At 68.2% G+C, this 17,523-nt stretch carries 17 protein-coding genes; 11 read left to right on the plus strand and 6 right to left on the minus strand.

What is annotated here, in order from left to right:
• The first annotated feature begins 7 nt into the window (after positions 1–7).
• Genes E3O39_RS07875 through E3O39_RS07885 form a run of 3 tightly spaced genes read left to right on the plus strand, consistent with a single transcriptional unit; the run spans position 8 to position 2,364 of the window.
• Positions 8–580, plus strand: a complete 573-nt coding sequence (locus tag E3O39_RS07875) for a DUF3090 domain-containing protein (protein ID WP_134450215.1) — start codon at positions 8–10, stop codon at positions 578–580.
• On the plus strand, positions 580–1,368 hold the full coding sequence (locus tag E3O39_RS07880) for an SCO1664 family protein (RefSeq protein ID WP_134450216.1): 789 nt from the start codon (positions 580–582) through the stop codon (positions 1,366–1,368). The genes E3O39_RS07875 and E3O39_RS07880 overlap by 1 nt, the downstream gene beginning before the upstream one ends.
• A 45-nt stretch (positions 1,369–1,413) precedes the next feature.
• Positions 1,414–2,364 carry a pseudouridine synthase gene (locus tag E3O39_RS07885; RefSeq protein WP_134450217.1) on the plus strand — a complete coding sequence of 317 codons (951 nt, stop codon included), beginning with the start codon at positions 1,414–1,416 and terminating at the stop codon, positions 2,362–2,364.
• A gap of 9 nt (positions 2,365–2,373) precedes the next feature.
• Here E3O39_RS07885 and E3O39_RS07890 read toward each other — a convergent pair whose 3' ends face one another.
• Both E3O39_RS07890 and E3O39_RS07895 read right to left on the minus strand, forming a co-directional pair.
• Positions 2,374–2,844, minus strand: coding sequence for a GNAT family N-acetyltransferase (locus E3O39_RS07890; protein ID WP_134450218.1), 471 nt, complete (start codon positions 2,842–2,844; stop codon positions 2,374–2,376).
• A 51-nt stretch (positions 2,845–2,895) separates the two neighbouring features.
• Complete coding sequence (locus E3O39_RS07895; RefSeq protein WP_134450219.1) at positions 2,896–3,717, minus strand: alpha/beta fold hydrolase; 822 nt, start codon at positions 3,715–3,717, stop codon at positions 2,896–2,898.
• A 124-nt stretch (positions 3,718–3,841) separates the two neighbouring features.
• On the opposite strand from E3O39_RS07895, the gene E3O39_RS07900 reads away from it, so the two are divergent.
• Positions 3,842–5,212, plus strand: a complete 1,371-nt coding sequence (locus tag E3O39_RS07900) for an NAD-dependent succinate-semialdehyde dehydrogenase (protein WP_134450220.1) — start codon at positions 3,842–3,844, stop codon at positions 5,210–5,212.
• A 56-nt stretch (positions 5,213–5,268) separates the two neighbouring features.
• On the opposite strand, the gene E3O39_RS07905 is transcribed toward E3O39_RS07900, so the two are convergent.
• The gene (locus E3O39_RS07905) at positions 5,269–6,120 is read right to left on the minus strand and encodes a Cof-type HAD-IIB family hydrolase (RefSeq protein ID WP_134450221.1); all 852 of its coding nucleotides are present in this window, start codon (positions 6,118–6,120) and stop codon (positions 5,269–5,271) included.
• A 157-nt stretch (positions 6,121–6,277) separates the two neighbouring features.
• Here E3O39_RS07905 and E3O39_RS07910 point away from each other — a divergent pair, with 157 nt between their 5' ends.
• The gene (locus tag E3O39_RS07910) at positions 6,278–7,060 is read left to right on the plus strand and encodes an SDR family oxidoreductase (protein ID WP_134450222.1); all 783 of its coding nucleotides are present in this window, start codon (positions 6,278–6,280) and stop codon (positions 7,058–7,060) included.
• A gap of 13 nt (positions 7,061–7,073) precedes the next feature.
• On the opposite strand, the gene E3O39_RS07915 is transcribed toward E3O39_RS07910, so the two are convergent.
• Together E3O39_RS07915 and E3O39_RS07920 are read right to left on the minus strand one after the other, a co-directional pair.
• Positions 7,074–7,757, minus strand: a complete 684-nt coding sequence (locus tag E3O39_RS07915) for an ABC transporter ATP-binding protein (protein WP_134450223.1) — start codon at positions 7,755–7,757, stop codon at positions 7,074–7,076.
• On the minus strand, positions 7,754–8,824 hold the full coding sequence (locus E3O39_RS07920; protein ID WP_134450224.1) for an FtsX-like permease family protein: 1,071 nt from the start codon (positions 8,822–8,824) through the stop codon (positions 7,754–7,756). Before E3O39_RS07920 ends, E3O39_RS07915 begins: the two co-directional genes overlap by 4 nt.
• Before the next feature lie 224 nt (positions 8,825–9,048).
• Between E3O39_RS07920 and E3O39_RS07925 the strand changes: the two genes are divergently transcribed.
• The 3 genes from E3O39_RS07925 to E3O39_RS07935 all read left to right on the plus strand — a co-directional run bounded on the left by E3O39_RS07925 (position 9,049) and on the right by E3O39_RS07935 (position 11,767).
• Positions 9,049–10,290, plus strand: a complete 1,242-nt coding sequence (locus E3O39_RS07925; protein WP_134450225.1) for a sensor histidine kinase — start codon at positions 9,049–9,051, stop codon at positions 10,288–10,290.
• The gene (locus E3O39_RS07930; protein ID WP_134450226.1) at positions 10,287–10,910 is read left to right on the plus strand and encodes a response regulator transcription factor; all 624 of its coding nucleotides are present in this window, start codon (positions 10,287–10,289) and stop codon (positions 10,908–10,910) included. The genes E3O39_RS07925 and E3O39_RS07930 overlap by 4 nt, the downstream gene beginning before the upstream one ends.
• Before the next feature lie 365 nt (positions 10,911–11,275).
• Positions 11,276–11,767, plus strand: a complete 492-nt coding sequence (locus E3O39_RS07935; RefSeq protein WP_134450227.1) for a hypothetical protein — start codon at positions 11,276–11,278, stop codon at positions 11,765–11,767.
• 29 nt (positions 11,768–11,796) lie between these two features.
• On the opposite strand, the gene E3O39_RS07940 is transcribed toward E3O39_RS07935, so the two are convergent.
• Complete coding sequence (locus tag E3O39_RS07940; protein WP_134450228.1) at positions 11,797–14,193, minus strand: bifunctional diguanylate cyclase/phosphodiesterase; 2,397 nt, start codon at positions 14,191–14,193, stop codon at positions 11,797–11,799.
• Between the two features lie 432 nt (positions 14,194–14,625).
• Between E3O39_RS07940 and E3O39_RS07945 the strand changes: the two genes are divergently transcribed.
• The 3 genes from E3O39_RS07945 (at position 14,626) to E3O39_RS07955 (ending at position 17,384) form a co-directional block, all read left to right on the plus strand.
• Positions 14,626–15,237 (plus strand): hypothetical protein, encoded by a 612-nt coding sequence (locus tag E3O39_RS07945; protein ID WP_134450229.1) that lies wholly within the window; start codon positions 14,626–14,628, stop codon positions 15,235–15,237.
• A complete protein-coding gene (locus E3O39_RS07950) occupies positions 15,234–16,013 on the plus strand; it encodes a PspA/IM30 family protein (protein ID WP_134450230.1) in 780 nt (259 codons plus the stop codon). The genes E3O39_RS07945 and E3O39_RS07950 overlap by 4 nt, the downstream gene beginning before the upstream one ends.
• A 93-nt stretch (positions 16,014–16,106) precedes the next feature.
• On the plus strand, positions 16,107–17,384 hold the full coding sequence (locus E3O39_RS07955; RefSeq protein WP_134450231.1) for an MFS transporter: 1,278 nt from the start codon (positions 16,107–16,109) through the stop codon (positions 17,382–17,384).
• Positions 17,385–17,523 lie beyond the last annotated feature (139 nt).

Below are 17,523 nucleotides of genomic sequence, written 5' to 3' on the forward strand. Positions count from 1 at the left end.
TATCCCCATGCCTACAATCCTGCATGAGTTCGACTGGCCGGACCGGGTCGTCGTCGGTACCGTCGGCCGGCCGGGGTCGCGCACGTTCTATCTGCAGGTGCGCAGCGGAACCCAGATCGTCAGCATCGCCATGGAGAAGCAGCAGTCGGCGCTCCTCGCCGACAGCATCGACGAGATCCTCGATCAGCTGATGTCCACCGAGGGAAATCCCTTCAGCGTCCCCACCACGACACCTGTGGAGCTCGTGGACAACGAACCGCTCGAGCAACCCGTCGAGGAGGATTTCCGCACCGGAACCATGACCCTGGGCTGGGACCCCTCGACCGTGCAGATCGTGATCGAGGCCTTCCCGATCGTGGTGGTCGACGAGGAGGGCCTCGGAGACGACCCCCTCGCCGTCGTCGATGCCGCAACGGCCGACCCCGAGCAGATGCTGTTGCTGCGGATTCCGGTCGGCACGGCCAGGGCCTTCGCGAAGCGCACCCACGAAGTCGTCGGCGCCGGGCGCCCCCTCTGCCCTCTCTGCGGTGACCCCATCGACCCGGACGGGCACGACTGCGTGCTGCGCGACGAGCCCTGATGACGCCGGGCTCCGGCGAGCTCGAGGCCGGCGGGCTTGAACGCGGTGAGCTCGAACTCACGGGCCGCATCACGACCGCCTCGAACGCGACATTCCTCGGCAGCATTGGCGGCGTCCCGGTGGTCTACAAGCCGGTCGCCGGCGAGCATCCGCTCTGGGATTTCCCCGACGGGACCCTCGCGAACCGGGAGGTTGCGGCATACCGGGTCTCCGAGGCCTTCGGGTGGAAGGTCGTACCCCGGACCTGGCTTCGCGACGGTCCGATGGGCCCGGGGATGGTGCAGCTGTGGCAGGACGCGGATCCCGAACAGGACGCCGTCGACCTGGTGCCCTGGGAGATCGGGCCGGGCGCTGGCTGGCGCCGCGTCTTCGACGGTCGCGACGAGCAGGACCGGGCGGTCACGCTCGTGCACGAAGACTCGGTCGCGCTGCGCCGGATGGCCGTGTTCGACATCGTCGTCAACAATGCCGACCGCAAGGGCAACCACATTCTCGCCATGCCGGATGGCCACCGGCACGGCGTGGACCACGGGTTGACGTTCCACGTCGAGCACAAGCTGCGCACGGTGCTGTGGGGCTGGCTGGGCGATGCCCTCAGCGCCGAGGAGCTCGACGGGGTCGACCGGGTGCGCGCGGGGCTCGACGGCGACCTCGGTGTCACCCTCGGGGAACTGCTCGACGCGGACGAGCTCGAGGCCCTGGCCGCCCGCTGTGACCGGCTGCGGGCGGCGGGCCGGTTCCCCGCCCCGCGCGGCCAGATGCCCGCGGTCCCCTGGCCGCTGTTCTGACCCTGCGACCCTGACCTGTGATCGTCGGGTGGGTACGATCAGTGGATGCCCCCGCGTTCGCCCCTTCCGCAACGTCACGGGCTCGACGCGGCCTGGGTCTGCACCCCGGAGCGCGACCCATCCCGGCCGAAGCCGTGGCCGACCATGGGCGCCTGGCTTGCAGAACGGTTGGCCGGGTTCGTCGACGTGGCCGGGTTGCTGGCCGCAGAGCGCTTCGCCTACGAAACGGGCACGCCCGTCGGTACCAGCGACCCCTACCGGCCGCACACCTTCGTCTGGTTTCATCGTGATCTCGCCGCGGAGGCGGTCGTGCCAGGGACCATTCATGTGATCCACCGCGACGAGCGGCTCGTCGTGATCGACAAGCCGGCCTTCCTCTCCACGATCCCGCGCGGCCGGCACGTCGTGCAGAGTGTTGTCGTGCGCCTGCGCGCCGAGCTCGGCCTGCCAGAGCTCTCTCCGCTGCATCGGCTGGACCGGGTGACATCGGGGCTGCTGGTGCTGGCGACCGAGCGGCGCTGGCGCGGGGCGTACCAGTCGATGTTCCAGCGCGGTGAAGTCCACAAGACCTACCGGGCCCTGGCCCCGGCCCGACCGGGGCTTGAGTTCCCCGTCACCGTCCGCAACCACCTGCTCACCCGGCGCGGCCACTGGCAGGCCGAGGTCGTGCCCGGGGCACCGGTCAACGCCGAGTCGCTGATCGAGCTGGAGACCACGCTCGGCAGTGCCGCCGTCTACCGGCTGACGCCGAGCACGGGACGCACCCACCAGCTGCGGATGCACATGCTGGGCCTCGGCATCCCGATCATCGACGACCCGCTCTACCCTGTGGTCCAGGACGTCGCCATCGACGACTTCTCCCGGCCGCTGCAGCTCCTGGCGAGCGAGGTGAGCTTCACCGATCCGATCGACGGGCATCCGCGCCACTTCGAAGGAGTGCGCAGCCTGCCGGTGCTCCCGGAGACTTGTGCCCCGGAGACGGGTGCCTCGGAGTGAGCGGGTGGCTCAGCCGAGGGTCTTCTTCATCTTGATCGATGTCGTCTCGTAGTCCAGCGTCTCGTAGAGCCGCCGCGCCACCGTATTGAAACCGAAGACGCTCAGGCCGAGGGTCCTGGCGCCGTGGGACTTCGCGAACTGTTCCGCGAGCAGCATGGTCTCCCGGCCCAGCCCCTTGCCACGTTCGTCCTCGTTGATGGAGATATCCCAGACCCACCAGTCCGAATCGTCCTCACCCTGGGCGCGGCCGATCCAGAGGTAGCCGACCGGGCGGCCAGGGCCGTCGTGCACGTCGAACACGTACTGACCGGATGCCGGTTGTCCGCCGGGGAAGGAATTTCCGAGACTCCGGGCGGCGAGCCGATGAGCATCTGAGGGGGAGCGGCCGAGGCTGATCAGATCGGATGCGTACTCCTCCGCGCTGCGTCGCAGCCATTTCGGAAGACGTTTGGGGGACAGGGGTTCCAGGGTGACGGGCACGAGCCGAGCCTATCCGTCGGCCGGTGCCCGGTCACACCGTTCGTGGGGGGCCTAGGTCGCGAGGAAGGCGAGGATGTCCTGGTCGAGCTCCGCCTGGTAGTCGCCATAGATGCCGTGGGGCGCGCCGGGATAGACCTTGAGGGTGCCGTTCTTGACCAGCTCGATCGACTTAAGTGCTGCGTCCTTGATGGGAACGATCTGGTCGTCGTCTCCGTGGGCGATGAAGATCGGTACCTCGAGCGCCGTGAGGTCTGCGGTGAAGTCGGTCTCCGAGAACGCCTTGACGCAGTCGTAGGCCGCGGCGAGGTTCACCAGCATTCCCTGGCGCCAGAATTCGCGCTTGGCACCCTCAGAGACCGCGCTTCCGGGCCGGTTCGCCCCGAAGAACGCTTCGGTGAGCTCGATGTAGAACTGGGACGAATCGCTCAGGACACCCGCACGGATGCCGTCGAACACCTCGATCGGAAGGCCGTCGGGGTTGCTTTCCGTCTTCACCATGAGCGGCGGCACCGCGCCGGCGGTGATGACCTTGGTCACCCGGCCGACCCCGTGCTGCGCCGCATAGCGCACCACCTCGCCGCCGCCCGTGGAGTGACCGATCACGGCGAGGTTCTTCAGGTCGAGCGACTCGACGAGTTCGGCCAGGTCGCGGGCATACGTGTCCATGTCGTTTCCGGTATACGTCTTCGCTGAGCGACCGTGCCCGCGGCGGTCGTGTGCGATGGCACGGTACCCGTTGTCGGCGAGCAGTTTCACCTCGACCTGCCAGGCGTCGGACGAGAGCGGCCAGCCGTGGCTGAGGAGGACCGGCTGTCCTTCGCCCTGGTCGGTGTAGTAGATCTCGGTTCCGTCGGATGTGCTGAAGTACGGCAAGAGGGATCTCCTTCAAAGAATCGTCGGAATGAAAATGACAGGATAGCCCGGCCTCGTGAGCCCTGCCCGGACAGGTATGCTGCGAGTGCGTTCGGCGTTAACGAGGACACCCAGGGAGAAATTCATGAACAAGTACGTTGTCACCAACCCCGCCACGGGGACGAGCGGCCCCAGTTTCACGCTGGCAACCGACGACGAGGTTTCGGACGCGATCGGCGTGGCGGACCGCGCCCACACGGAGTTCTCGCGCCGCACATCCGTCGCGGAGCGGGCGGCACTCATGCAGCGCGTCGCCGACCTGCACACCGAGCGTCGCGAGCACCTGGCCGAGCTCATCGTGCGCGAAATGGGCAAGCCCGTCGAGCAGGCCCTCGGTGAGGTCGACTTCTCCGCCGACATCTACTCCTACTACGCGACTCATGGCGAGGCCTTCCTCGCCGACGAGCCGATCGAACTGCTGGGCGGCGAGGGCACCGCGTTCATGCGCAGCGCGTCCCTCGGCGTTCTCCTCGGCATCATGCCGTGGAACTTTCCCTACTACCAGGTCGCCCGTTTCGCCGGCCCGAACCTGGTGCTCGGCAACACCATCCTGCTCAAGCACGCCTCGCAGTGCCCGGAATCCGCCGCCGCCATCGAAGAGATCTTCACGGATGCCGGGTTCCCCGCCGGCGCCTACCGCAACCTCTACGCGTCCAACGCCCAGATCTCCGACATCATCGCCGATCCCCGGGTGCACGGCGTCTCCCTGACCGGGTCGGAGGGGGCAGGCGCGGCCGTCGCGGAGGTCGCCGGCCGCAACCTCAAGAAGGTCGTGCTCGAACTGGGCGGATCCGACCCGTTCATCGTGCTCAGCGCGGACGACCTCGAGGAAGCCGTCGACGCTGCCGTCGCGGCCCGCCTGGACAACTCCGGGCAGTCCTGCAACGCGGCCAAGCGTTTCATCGTCATCGACGCTCTCTTCGACGCCTTCACCGAGAGCTTCACCGCCAAGATCACCGGCAACGTGCCGGCAGACCCGACGTCACCGGAGACGACACTGGGACCGCTCTCCTCCCTCGGCGCCGCCGAAAACCTCGAGGAACAGCTCCAGCGGGCGGAGGCCCAGGGCGCCACCGTCGTTGCCAGGGGAACGCGGGACGGCGCCTTCTTCTCGCCGACGGTGATCACCGGGGTCTCCCCGCAGAGCGACGCCTACCGGGAAGAATTCTTCGGCCCGGTGGCCGCGATCTACCGTGTGCAGGACGAGGCGGAGGCGGTGCAGGTGGCCAACGACATCCCCTACGGCCTCGGTTCCTACCTCTTCACGACCGACCCGGAGCAGGCACTGCGCGTCGCCGACCAGATCGAGGCCGGGATGGTGTTCATCAACGGGTCGCTCCTGGACAGCCCGGAACTCCCCTTCGGCGGCGTGAAGCGGTCCGGCTTCGGCCGGGAACTGGGACGCTTCGGGATCGCAGAGTTCGCCAACCGCAAGCTCATCCGCATCCTGAAGTAGTCACTCGTGCCTCGGCCGGGTCCCGATCGGGCCCGGCCGACACGGGGCGTGTCAGCTCAACGAGCGCCCAGCATCAGGCCGGGAAAAGCGGCGAGGATGCTGGTGACGACACCGTCATCGTCGTTCGACGGAGCGAGGTGGCGGGCACGGGCACGGATGCTCGGGTGCGCATTGGCCATCGCGTAGGACTCTCCGGCGGCGTCGAGCATCTCGGCGTCGTTGAGGTAGTCGCCGAACGCCATCGTCTGCTCCCGGGTGATCCCGAGTTCGCGCTGGAGGCGGATCAGCGCCCGCCCCTTGTTGACCCCTGGACGCATCACATCGACCCAGTGCTCGCCCGAGACCACGACATCGGCCTCGAGTCCGAGGCCGCGCAGGGACGGCCCGGTGTGCTCTTCCGCTGAGGCGAAGTCGTAGATCGCGAGTTTCACCACCTCGTCGTCGGAGGACGCGGCGAGGACATCGTCCACGATCGCCAGGGCCTCGTAGTACGGCTTGACCCTGGCGAAGTACTCGGCGTCGGTGCGCTCGATATACGCCGTTCGCACCCCGCACACGACGATGCCCACGTCGGAGCCCGTGGCGGCCGCGGTGCGCACCCACTCGACGATGGCGGGGATGACGGACAAGACTACGGGTTCCAGTGCGATGCTCGTGCCGTCGCGAACGACGTTCGTGCCGTTCTCGGCGATGAACACGAGGCCCTCGCGCTCACCGAAGGTTTCCCGCAGGGTCTGGTACTGGCGTCCACTGGCAGGGGAGAACATCACTCCGGCGCGGAGCAGCGCCTCGAGCACGGGCCAGAAGCCGTCGGGCACCCGGCCGGAATCATCGAGGAGAGTGCCGTCCATGTCCGAGACGATCAGGCGGATATCGGCGGGTTCCTGGAGGTGAGTCACCCTTTCCATTATCGGGGACGGCGCGGGGTGCGGTGACCGTCGACAGTGGGCCGGCCCCCGTGCACCCCGTTCCGGCGCCCTGCCCGGCGCCCTTGTGTGCTCCCGGTCGTGGGGGCACCATGCATCGTGGACACCGTGCCCGATTCACCGTCGAAAGGTCGTTCCCATGCCTCGTACCTCCGTTGTGACCGGCTCGGCAAGCGGCATCGGGAAGGCAACCAAAGAACTTCTCATGGAGCGCGGTGAGACCGTCATCGGCGTCGATATCCATGATGCGGACGTGGTCGTCGACCTGTCCACCGCGGCAGGGCGCGCGTCCCTCGTCGAACAGGTGAGCGACCTGAGCGGCGGTGCGATCGACGCCGTGCACGCCGTTGCCGGTCTGGCTTCGCCGACGGCCACCACCGTGGCCGTGAACTACTTCGGAACCATCGCGACGCTTGAGGACCTGCGCCCCCTGCTGGTCGGCTCGGCCGCCCCCCGCGCCGTCGCCGTCTCGTCGATGGCCTCGCTCTTCCCGCCGGACGACATCCTGCTCGCCGCACTCCTCGCCGGCAACGAAGCGGATGCCCTGGCCCGCGCCGCCGAGCTCGAAGCGGGCGGCGAGGAGCTGGGAGCCTTGATCTACGGCACGACCAAGCGCGCCCTGGCCCGGTGGATCCGCCGGAACGCTGCGACGGACAACTGGGCCGGCGCCTCGATCCCCCTGAACGCGGTCGCACCCGGGGTCGTGGACACCCCGATGACCTCCGACATGATCAAGACGCCGCAGCAGCGCGAGGCGATGGCCACGATGGTTCCGATGCCCCTCAACGGGATCTTCGAACCGCGCTCGGTCGCCTACCTCCTGGCGTGGCTCGCCGGCGAGGAAAACGCCCACCTGTGCGGTCAGGTCATCTTCATCGACGGCGGTTCGGATGTGGTCATCCGGGGGGATGCGACCTGGTAGCGACACCGGGCGTTCACCGTGTCGTGAGCGCGCCGTCGACCATCGAATGCACCGAGGTCATCAGCGGGAGCAGGCGCTGGTCGTGGGTGACGAGGATCGTGGCGGTGTCGAACTCCGCTGTCAGCCGCAGAATCAGGGCCAAGATGCTCGAACCGCGTTCCTGGTCCAGCGCACTCGTGGGCTCGTCGACCACCAGTGCGCTCGGCTCATTCATCAGTGCCCTGGCGATATTGACCCGCTGGCGTTGCCCTCCCGAGAGTTGCGCCGGATGCTTGGCGGCGTTATCGGCGAGGCCGACGGCATCCAGGAGCTCCCTGGCCCGCGCCCGTGCGGCGTTGCGGGCACTGCGACCCCGGCGGGGTCCGTCGAGTTCCCCCATCACGACAAGCTGCTCCTCTGCGGTCAACGACGGGATCAGGTTCGATTGCTGGAAGACGATGCCGATGCTGTCCCTCCGCAGCTCCGCCCGTTCGGCGAGGGAGAGGGCGGTCGCGTCCACGTCATCGACGTGCAGGGTTCCTGCATCCGGGCTGATCAGGGTCGATGCCACGGCGAGCAGGCTCGACTTTCCCGATCCGGATGGGCCGGTGATCCCGACCACGGAACCGCGATCGACCGTGAGGCTGACGTCGTCGACGGCGGTGATCCGCCGGTCGCCGTCCGGGAAGCTGAGAGTGATGTGGTCAAGGCGGATCATCGGTTGCTCCCGAGGGCGGTGAGGGGGTCGGCGGTGGTGACGGAACGGAGCGCGAAGGCCGCGCCGGCGAGACCCAGCGCGATCATCGCCGCACCGGGAAGGAGGGTCGTCAGGGGACTGATCACAAACGGCAACGCGGTGCCGGCCAGTGCGCCGAGCAGGGCGGTGAGCGCGATGCCGAGCCCGACGCCCACGATGAGGACGAGGGCGGCCTGGCCGAGAGCGTCGCCGACGAGCATCCGGTTGGACGCACCGAGCGCCTTGAGGACGGCGACGTCCGGTTGGCGTTGCATGCTCCAGACGGTGAAGAACGCGCCGACCACGAGGGCGGAGATGCCGAAGAGCATGGCCACCATCAGGAGCAGCGAGCCGATTTCGGAGCGGAATGCCGACAGGGCCGTCAGCGATTGCAGGACGCCGGCCGAGGACGTGCCGGTCGCCGTGTCCGCGGCGGACCAGTCGGTTCCCGAGGCGGTCACGGCCAGGACGGTCGCGTATGCGCCGGGGCTGCCGGTCGTGGCGGCGAGCTTCTGCCAGTCGGTCAGGGCCAGCCAGCTGACCGGCGTGTGCGAGTACCAGGTGTCGTCGGTGACCCGGTCGACGACGAATGTTGAACCCAGGATGGTGACCGAATCGCCTGCCCCGATGCCGAGTTTCGCAGCGGCCGTCCGCGGCAGGGTCAGGTGCCCGCTCGCGGGAGCGCTGCCGGAACCGAACCCGGAGGCGCTGCCGAACAGCGCGACGGCGACCTGGTTGTCGCCGGCCGATACCCTCTGCTGGCTGATGCCCAGGGGGTGCACGTCCCGGACCCCGGCCTGGTCTCGCCACCGGATCGCATTCGCTTCGGTCACAGCGGAATCGGCGAAGCTGCGTTCGGAGTCCGCGACCGGGGCAGAGAAGACGATCCGATCGGCGCCGAGGCCGGTGATCGCGGAGATGTTCTGGTCGGCCAGGCCGCCGGTCAGGCCGGACAGGAATCCGACCAGCAGGGTGATCAGGGTCACCACGGTTCCGATGAGGACGAATCGCCCCCTGGCGAATCTCAGATCGCGCCACGCTACGTACACAGAGGACTCCTTTTCACGCCGGTCCCGTCACTGGACCGGCTGCAGATGGCGAGCCCGTGCCCGCCACTGACCACTCTGCCGAGAACCGAACGCCCGGTCATCGTGCACCCGAACGGTCATTCCGGGACGAAGGGCGGAGCATCCGCTACACCTTTCGAAGGATGCCGTCCCGGCCTATTCCCCGTACGGTGGACTGGTGATCGCCGAGTGAGAGAAGCAACGCCATGACCGCGCACGGCTCCGGACTCGACTCCGTCTTCCTGGGTCTGCGCGTGAGCCTGCACCTGTTGGTGCTCGGCCTCGTCGTGCTCGTGGTCGCGATGGCCGGGCAGGCGGGGATGCCCGCCGCGGGAGTCATCATCTGCCTTTCCGCCGTGCTGCTCGGAACCTATGCCACCGGCACACTCGTCGCATACAACCTCCCGAGCCGTTCCCTGCCCGGGTGGGCACTGGCCTGGACGGCCGCGCTGAGCCTCGAATGGGTTGTCCTCACGGTTTTCAGCCCAGAGGCCATCTACCTGCTCTTCCCGCTCTTCTTCATCTACCTGCACCTGCTTCCCGGCTGGACGGGCCCCGCAGCAATCGCCCTCGCGACCGGGATCGCGATCGTCGCGTTCGGCGTGCATCGCGGATTCAGCGTGGGCGGCGTGATCGGTCCCGTGATCGGTGCCGTGGTCGCCGTCGTCATCGGGCTCGCGTACCGGTCGCTCACCAGGGAAGCCCGGGAGCGGGACCTTCTGATCGCCGAGCTGCAGGACACCCGAACCCAGCTCGCGGCGGCCGAGCGGGCCGCGGGAGTGCTCGACGAACGCGGCCGGCTGGCGCGCGAGATCCATGACACGGTGTCCCAGAGCCTCTCCAGCATCGTCCTGCTGCTGCACGCTGCCGAGCGCTCCGCCGATTCGAGTGCCGCCGTGCGCATGCGCGTGGGCCAGGCCAGGGATGCCGCGACTCAGGCCCTCGGCGAGACCCGTTCTTTCATCGACGAACTCTCGCCACCGGCGTTGCGGCAGACCACGCTGGTCGAGGCGCTCCGTCGGCTTGCCGCCGAGACGGAGGCGGCCAGCGGAGTACCGGTCAACGTCACGATCTCCGGGGACATCGGCCTGTTGCCGACCCGGCTCGAAACGGCCCTGCTCCGGATTGCGCAGGGGTCGCTGGCCAACGCCGTGCAGCATGCCCGGGCCGGCCGGATCGACCTCACGTTGAGCCGGCTCGATTCGGAGGTCATTCTGGACGTGGTCGACGACGGAGTGGGGTTCGACCCCGAGTCCGGCCCACAGGCCGTTCCCGCTGCCGTCGTACCCGCTGCCGTCCCCACCGCTCGCAACACCTTCGGCCTGCACGCCATGCGGGAGCGGGTCACCGAGCTGGGCGGGACGCTCACGGTCGAGAGCACGCGCCCGGATGGCGACCGGAACCGGCACGGGACCAGCGTCGTAGCCAGCTTCGAGCTCGCCCGATGACCATCCGGGTGCTGATCGCAGACGACCATCCCATCATGCGAACCGGGCTGCTTGCCCTGTTGGACACGGAACCGTCGATCACTGTCGTCGCCGCGGTCGGTACGACCGCCGAAGCGCTCGCCGAAACCGTGCGCCTGGGCCCTGACGTCGTGCTGATGGACCTGCAGTTCCAGGGCCAGTTCGAGGGCGCCGCGGCGACGCAGCGCATCCGCGCGCTCGACAACGCGCCCGCCGTGCTGATCCTCACGAACTATGACGCCGAAAGCGACATCGTCACCGCGATCGAAAGCGGCGCCGCCGGATACCTGCTGAAGGACACCCCGCCGGACGATCTCATCACTGCCGTGATCGCCGCCGCCTCCGGGCAGTCGGCACTGGCACCGGCCGTGGCCACCCGGCTGCTCGCCCGGGTGCGCGACGCGCAGTCGGCGCTGAGCATTCGCGAACTCGAGGTCCTGACCCTCGTGGCGGCCGGGCACAGCAATGGCGACATCGCGCGCGGGCTGCACCTGAGTGAGACCACCGTCAAGTCGCATCTCGCCCATATCTTCCCCAAGCTCGGTGCGACGAGTCGCACGGCGGCGGTTGCGGCAGCGCGCGAGGCCGGGCTCATCCGCTGATTCAGCCTTCGGGTGGCCTGCCTGCTCGTCAGGGGCGTGGCTGCCGCCTGCCCGACTCTTAACGGACTATGTTGAAAAGGTGAACAAAGGGTGAACGAAGCCTGATCGATCGGTGAACGTGAGCTGGTATCGATGAGCGTTGGGGCTTCGCGGGTCCGTCACGCCGACCGGATCCCTCACGGTGCTCCGGGCTTCCGAGACCGGAGTACCCCACGAGAGATGCGCAGCGCGACAGTAGCCAGTCGGTTCGAGCCCGGCTCCTCATCGTCGGTAGTTTCTGCGTCGCGACGGCGGTCGTTTCTGCGGTCTGTGTCTTCGGAGCCGGCCAGCACCTGAGCGCAACGTCGGCAGGACCGGGTTCCGTCGTGACCGTGGCGGCCGGGACTCTCCCTGACGCAGCGGAGTCGGTGGATGGCCTGGACAACTCCCATGACTCCGGGATCGAGCTCAGTGTCGATGTACTCTCCTCCCCGTCGATCGTGGACCAGGGCGCTGGCCCGGTCCAGCCTCGATCGTCGATGGGCGACGACTTCACGTCCACCGTCACGATCGCCGGCCGGCAGCCCGAGATCGACCTGTGTTCCGGGCTCGTGGACACGACAGCCTGGTACGGCACGCCGATGCTCGTCGAGCACTGGGGCTGCGGTGGCGAACTCTTCCCGCGGTGGACCGGGGCGCAGGTCCGCCTGGCCGGCATCGACGCCGGCGTCTACCGGGTGACCGGTGTGATCGGCTCCCTGAGCGCTGGCACCGCGATGGTCAGCGACGTTCCGCGTGGCCACGACCTCGTCTTTCAGACCTGCCTGAACGGCGACAGCACTCACATGGTCCTGGTCGGGCTATCCAGGATCGGCTAGACCTGCTCGCGTCGTTCGGGTCGTTCAGGCTATTGGGCTCGCCCGGCCTGTCCGGGCCAGGGCGCCGGCCGGCCGAAGAGATAGCCCTGCCCGTGCAGCCAGCCCTGTGACAGCAGGGTCCGCGCCTGCGTCTCGGTCTCGACGCCCTCGGCGACACCGGTCAGGCCCAGGTGCGCGACGAGCCCCGCGAGGCCTGCCGCCAGGGCATCTGCGCCGCGGTTGCCGTCACCGAGGCCCCCGACGAAGCTCGCGTCGAGCTTGAGTCCCGTGACCGGGAGGTCGCGCAACAGCGAGATGGAGGAGAACCCGGTGCCGAAATCGTCGACGTGCAGGCCGACGCCGAGATCGCGGACCGCATCGAGGCTTCCTGTGGTGGATGGCCGCAGTGACAGCACGGCCGTTTCGGTGACCTCGACGATGAGTCGGGACGGGTCGACGCCGTGGGTCCGGAGGGCCGACCGGAAGGTCTCGGCCCAGGACTCGTGGGCCAAGTCGACGGCGGACACGTTGACGCTGATCGTTGTCGCACCGTTGGGATCCGAGGCCAGGACGGCGCAGACCTGGTCGAGCACGTAGCGATCGATTCCGAGGATGAGCCGGGATTCCTCGGCGATCGGGAGGAACTCGGCCGGCGCAAGGAGTCCCCGCCCGGGGTGCTGCCAGCGGACGAGTGCCTCATAGCCGACGGTGGAGCGATCGAGGAGGGCGACGATCGGCTGGTAGTAGACGACGAAATCGCCCTTCCGCAGCGAAATGCGGATTTCGTCCTCGATGGTGAGCCGCTCCATCGCCTGGGAGTGCATCGTGTCGTCGAAGAACTGCCACCGGGCCCTGCCCGACTTCTTGGCCCGGAAGAGAGCGGAGTCGGTGTCCCGAAGAAGACTGGCGGCGGTGGAACTGTCCGTGGAGAGGGCGATTCCCATCGACACCGTCGGGATGATCCGGTGTCCGTGGATCGAGAGCTCGGTGCTGAGAGCAGCCGTGATGTTCACCGCGACACGTTCGACATCCGCGGGCTCGGATGCATTCGGAACGACGACGACGAATTCATCACCGCCGAAGCGTCCGACCCGGTCGTGGGGGAGCATCGCGGACGCGATCCGGTCTGCGATCACGGCGAGCACCTCGTCACCGGCGACATGGCCGAGCGAGTCGTTGACGAGCTTGAAGTTGTCGAGGTCGATGAACAGCACGCCGACGGCGAGCCCGGAATTCCGGGAATCCTCGAGGTCCTGCTCGAGAACGCGGAGGATCCAGTCCCGGTTGTGCATCCCGGTCAGCCGGTCGTTGTGTGCCTGGAACAGCAGCTCCTCGCGGGACTCGTGCTCGGCCGTGACATCTTCGAGCTGCACGACCAAACGTTCCGGTGCGCCCGCACTGGTCCGGATCACCGACGCGGTCCGGCGGGCCCAGATAATGGCCCCGTCGGCCCTGACCAGGCGCAATTCGCGGAAAGGAGCCCTGGCGGCGGTGGCGATAGTCAAGGCCCTGGCCTGGATCACTGTCGCCCTGTCGTCGGGGTGCACCAGCTCGTCAGTGCGCCTGGCGAGAAGCCAGGCCTCGTCGCTGAGGAGCATGGTGCACAAGGCCTCGTTCACGACCTGGATGCGTCCGGTGAGGTCACAGAGGATCATTCCCGTCGTCGATGACGTCAGCACGGCCCGGAACAGCTCCTCCGACTTCTCGAGGGACTGCCGCGCGACGGTCTCCTCGTGCACGTCGCGCAGGGAAATCACCCGGCCGGTGGTCTGGCCTGCCGCGTCGTGAAGGTCGCGCGTGATGGTCGACACCCAGCGATAGGTGCCGTCACTGCGCCGAACCCGGAACGGACGATGGCGCCGCACGCCCTCGTTCTGGTTGGTGCGGGCCGCCAGCACGCCCGGCAGGTCGTCGGGGTGCACGAATTCGGCGGATATCCGATTCAGCAGGTCATCGTGCTTCCAGCCCAGCGCCTCTTCGAGGGAGGGCGAAGCCCAGACATACCGGTCGGCGGAGTCGACCATGAGTACGACGTCGGAGGCGTTTTCGGCGAGCAGCCGGTAGCGCTGCTCCGAATCCTGCAGGGCCTGGAGGGCGAGGTGCTCCCCGGTCACATCCCGCCAGATCACGGACGCGCGGTCACCGACAGGAGCGGCGTGGAAGTCGTACCACCGGTCCGGCCGGTCGCCGTGAGGTGAGGCGGCCCGGAAACCGTCGCGATGACAGGGGACACCCTGCTCGAGGACCTCCGCGCAGAGGTCGCCGAGCGCCCCGGAGATCGCCGCCGGCATGGGGTTGAGCAGCGAGCCGCCGATGAACTGCCCCTGCGGCATCCGGTGGAATGCACAGGCCGCGGGGTTGGCCTCGTCCACCACGAAGTCGATGATGGTCCCGTGGATGTTGCGCACCGCGTGGACGAGGACGTACGGGTCGCCCAGGCCGGCCAACGATGCCTGCAGGGTCCTCCGGTCGGTCCTCGCGGACGTCCAGGAGAGCGAAGGCGCCCACGGTCGCACCGGCCTCGTCGACGGCCGGAATCCCCGAGATCCTGAGCCAGGCCAGACGAGCCGGGTCGGTGTCATCGCCGGGAACGAACAATCCGATCAGGGTTTCTGCTACCGGCGCGCCCGTGCGCAGGGCCGACAGGGCCGGCAGATCGTGCAGGGCGATCGAGGCGCCCCACTCGTCGATGGGATTCCAATTCTGCGCCTCGGGCGTACGTCCGAGCTGATCGTCCCATACCTATCCTCGCACATCGTGTCCCCCGTTTGGGGTCCAAGCCGGGCGGGACCAGAATCGGCAGAATTCGCACCGCCTACAGACAATTCGGCGGACGCGAGCGTATTTTGTTCGGTGAAGCACGGGGTCTCGCTCGTGGGATGGACATGAAGGGCAGGGTGGCCGGCATGACAGCAGTGGCCGCGGTGATTCTGGCATTGGCAGCGATCCTCGTCGTCTCCGCAGGCGCGACGATCGTGGTGGCGCGGATGCTGTACAAACGCATTCGTCGCAGCCGTGCCGTGGCCGGTGCGGCGCTTCGCACCCGGGCCGCCCTGAGCCGGGGACCGCAGCGCGAGGTCCTGGGACTGCGCATCCGACTGAGAGACACTCTGGGAAGCGGTCAGGCCGCAGTCGATCTCGCGCTGGGCAGTGACGGGCCGCGGGGCGAGCTTCCCCGCCTGTTTCACCGGATCCAGGATGAAGGCGCTGCCCTCGACGCGCAACTGGTGCTGTTGACGAGTGAGACCGATGCCGTCGTCCTCGCAGAGGAACTTCCGATGGCCAGACGCCGTGTGGACGACGTCGCCGGACTCGTTGGTCGGCTGCGGGCGACCGTTGCAGGCGGCCGCGGGGACCTCACCGATGATGTCCTGCTGGCGCTGCGTTCGGAGGTCGACCGCGAGGTCTTGGCCCTGGAAGCCGGAATCCAGGAACTGCACGCACTCAACCTGCACGATCACCGCGACACCACGAGAGGGAGCGAATCATGAGCGCCACGTCACGGCTGCGCATCATCTTCCGGAGCAAGACGTCACGCGCCCTCGACCGGCTGGAAGACCCAGGAGAGGCCCTCGACGACAGCTATGAACAGCAGCTGAAGATGCTCCAGCAGGTGCGGCAGGGACTCGCCGAGGTGACGACGGCGAAGAAACGGATCGAGCTGCAGGGGCAGGAGATGGGAGCCCGGTACCAGCGATTGGCCGACCAGGCCCAGGAGGCCCTGGACCAGGGACGCGAGGATCTCGCCCGGACCGCTCTCGAACGCCGTTCCTACCTCGAGACCCAGGTCGGTGCCATTCGTGAGCAATACGCCTCGCTCGAACGGCAGCAGGGGCAGTTGCAGGACAACGAGCGGCGACTCGCCGAACGGGTCACCGCGTTCCGGACCGAGAAGGAGACTCTCAAGGCCACCTATGCAGCTTCCGAGGCCCAGGCGCGGGCGAATGAGGCGGCGGCCGGCATCGGTTCCAATCTGGGTGATGTCGGCGCCAACCTCGATCGGGCCAGGGACCGGGTTGCGCAGATGCAGGCGCGTGCTGCCGCGACCGATGAACTGCTCGCCCGGGGCGTCCTGAACGATCTCACGGCGCCCGCGGACGCGGACATCGACCGGCAGCTGTCCGCGGGAGTGCGTCAGGCATCCGTCGAACGCCAGCTTGAGGAACTGAAGAACGCCCGCGCAGCAACCGAGGACGGCGCCGCTCGCGCCCAGCGCGCGGGACCGGACGCGTGGCTGAGCATCGGGCAGGGGCCGGACGCCCCCTGAGGCAGAGCCCTGAGGCAGAACCCTGAGGCAGAACCCTGAGGCAGAACCCTGAGGCAGAACCCTGAGGCAGAACTCGGAGGAACCAGGTCGACCATGAACCCCGCGGCGCGGCGCGTGCAGAGGATCTACCTGATCCTCCTGCTCGGCAACACCCTGGCCGCGTCCTTCATCTGGGGCATCAACACGCTGTTCCTGCTCGACGCCGGACTGTCGAACTTCGAGGCCTTCGCCGCGAACGCATTCTTCACCGCCGGGATGGTGCTCTTCGAGATCCCGACCGGGGTCGTCGCGGACACGGTCGGGCGGAAGGCGTCCTACCTGCTGGGCACGATCACGCTCTCGGTCACCACCGCGCTGTACTGGTTGCTGTGGCTCTGGCACGCGCCCTTCGGCTGGTGGGCGCTCGTGTCCGTGCTGCTCGGGCTCGGCTTCACGTTCTTCTCCGGTGCTGTGGATGCCTGGCTCGTCGATGCTCTGACCTTCAGCGGGTACACCGACGGCCTCGAGGCGGTCTTCGGCAGGGGACTCGTGGTGACCGGCATTGCGATGTTCGCCGGGTCGGTCCTCGGCGGCGTGATCGCCCAGGCGACCAATCTCGGCGTTCCTTTCCTGCTGCGCGCCGGGGTGCTCGTCGTGATGCTCGTGTTCGCGGCGGTCGTGATGAAGGACCTCGGATTCACTCCGGATCGATCCCAGGGACCGCTGAAGGCGACCAGGACCGTTCTCGCCGAGTCGATCGAGCACGGCCTCCGGAGGCGCTCCGTCCGGTGGGTGATCCTGTCCGCGCCCTTCGCCTCCGGGGTCGGGGTCTATTCGTTCTACGCCCTGCAGCCCTACCTGCTGGTGCTCTCCGGCGACCCGTCCGCGTACTCGATCGCCGGTCTCGCCGCGGCCGTGCTCTCGCTCGCGCAGGTCGCGGGCGGGGTGTTGGCCCCGCGTATCCGGGGAGTATTCCACCGGCGGACGACCACGGTGATCGGGGCATCCGTCACGAGCATCGTCGTGCTCATCGCTCTCGGGCTCACCAGCCTCTTCTGGCTCGCGATCGTGCTGCTGGTGCTCTGGGGGTTCGTCTTCGCCGTCGCCGGCCCGGTGCGGCAGGCGTACCTCAATGACATGATCCCGTCGAAGCAGCGCGCGACGGTGCTGTCGTTCGACTCACTGTTCGGCAGCCTCGGCGGGGTCTTCGTCCAGCCGGCACTCGGCCGCGCCGCCGACCTCTGGGGCTACGGAACGTCGCTCGTGATCGGAGGCCTTATTGAGCTGATCGGCATCCCGTTCTTGTTCGCCAGCCGGCGCCAGCGCGATCCGGCCGACACCGTCAGCACCCTGCGGGCGGATGCCGCGCCGCAGGATCCCGAGGCGCACTGACTGCCGGCCGAGCCGAGGCTCAGCTCTGGGATTCCCCGGCGCCGAGCGGTTCGTCGGCGTGCCAGTAGTTGAGGCTCAGCGCGCCCCCGACGAGGAAGAGGACCGCTCCACTGAGGACAGTGGCCTGGAAGAACGGCTG

It is taken from the genome of Cryobacterium sp. MDB2-A-1 (assembly GCF_004402675.1).
GTDB lineage: Bacteria > Actinomycetota > Actinomycetes > Actinomycetales > Microbacteriaceae > Cryobacterium > Cryobacterium glucosi.

Coding starts and splice junctions, on each gene's coding strand:
- E3O39_RS07875 (WP_134450215.1), top strand. CDS start 8: ATGCCTACAATCCTGCATGAGTTCGACTGGCCGGACCGGGTCGTCGTC.
- E3O39_RS07880 (WP_134450216.1), top strand. CDS start 580: ATGACGCCGGGCTCCGGCGAGCTCGAGGCCGGCGGGCTTGAACGCGGT.
- E3O39_RS07885 (WP_134450217.1), top strand. CDS start 1,414: ATGCCCCCGCGTTCGCCCCTTCCGCAACGTCACGGGCTCGACGCGGCC.
- E3O39_RS07900 (WP_134450220.1), top strand. CDS start 3,842: ATGAACAAGTACGTTGTCACCAACCCCGCCACGGGGACGAGCGGCCCC.
- E3O39_RS07905 (WP_134450221.1), bottom strand. CDS start 6,120: ATGGAAAGGGTGACTCACCTCCAGGAACCCGCCGATATCCGCCTGATC.
- E3O39_RS07910 (WP_134450222.1), top strand. CDS start 6,278: ATGCCTCGTACCTCCGTTGTGACCGGCTCGGCAAGCGGCATCGGGAAG.
- E3O39_RS07915 (WP_134450223.1), bottom strand. CDS start 7,757: ATGATCCGCCTTGACCACATCACTCTCAGCTTCCCGGACGGCGACCGG.
- E3O39_RS07925 (WP_134450225.1), top strand. CDS start 9,049: ATGACCGCGCACGGCTCCGGACTCGACTCCGTCTTCCTGGGTCTGCGC.
- E3O39_RS07930 (WP_134450226.1), top strand. CDS start 10,287: ATGACCATCCGGGTGCTGATCGCAGACGACCATCCCATCATGCGAACC.
- E3O39_RS07945 (WP_134450229.1), top strand. CDS start 14,626: ATGGACATGAAGGGCAGGGTGGCCGGCATGACAGCAGTGGCCGCGGTG.
- E3O39_RS07950 (WP_134450230.1), top strand. CDS start 15,234: ATGAGCGCCACGTCACGGCTGCGCATCATCTTCCGGAGCAAGACGTCA.
- E3O39_RS07955 (WP_134450231.1), top strand. CDS start 16,107: ATGAACCCCGCGGCGCGGCGCGTGCAGAGGATCTACCTGATCCTCCTG.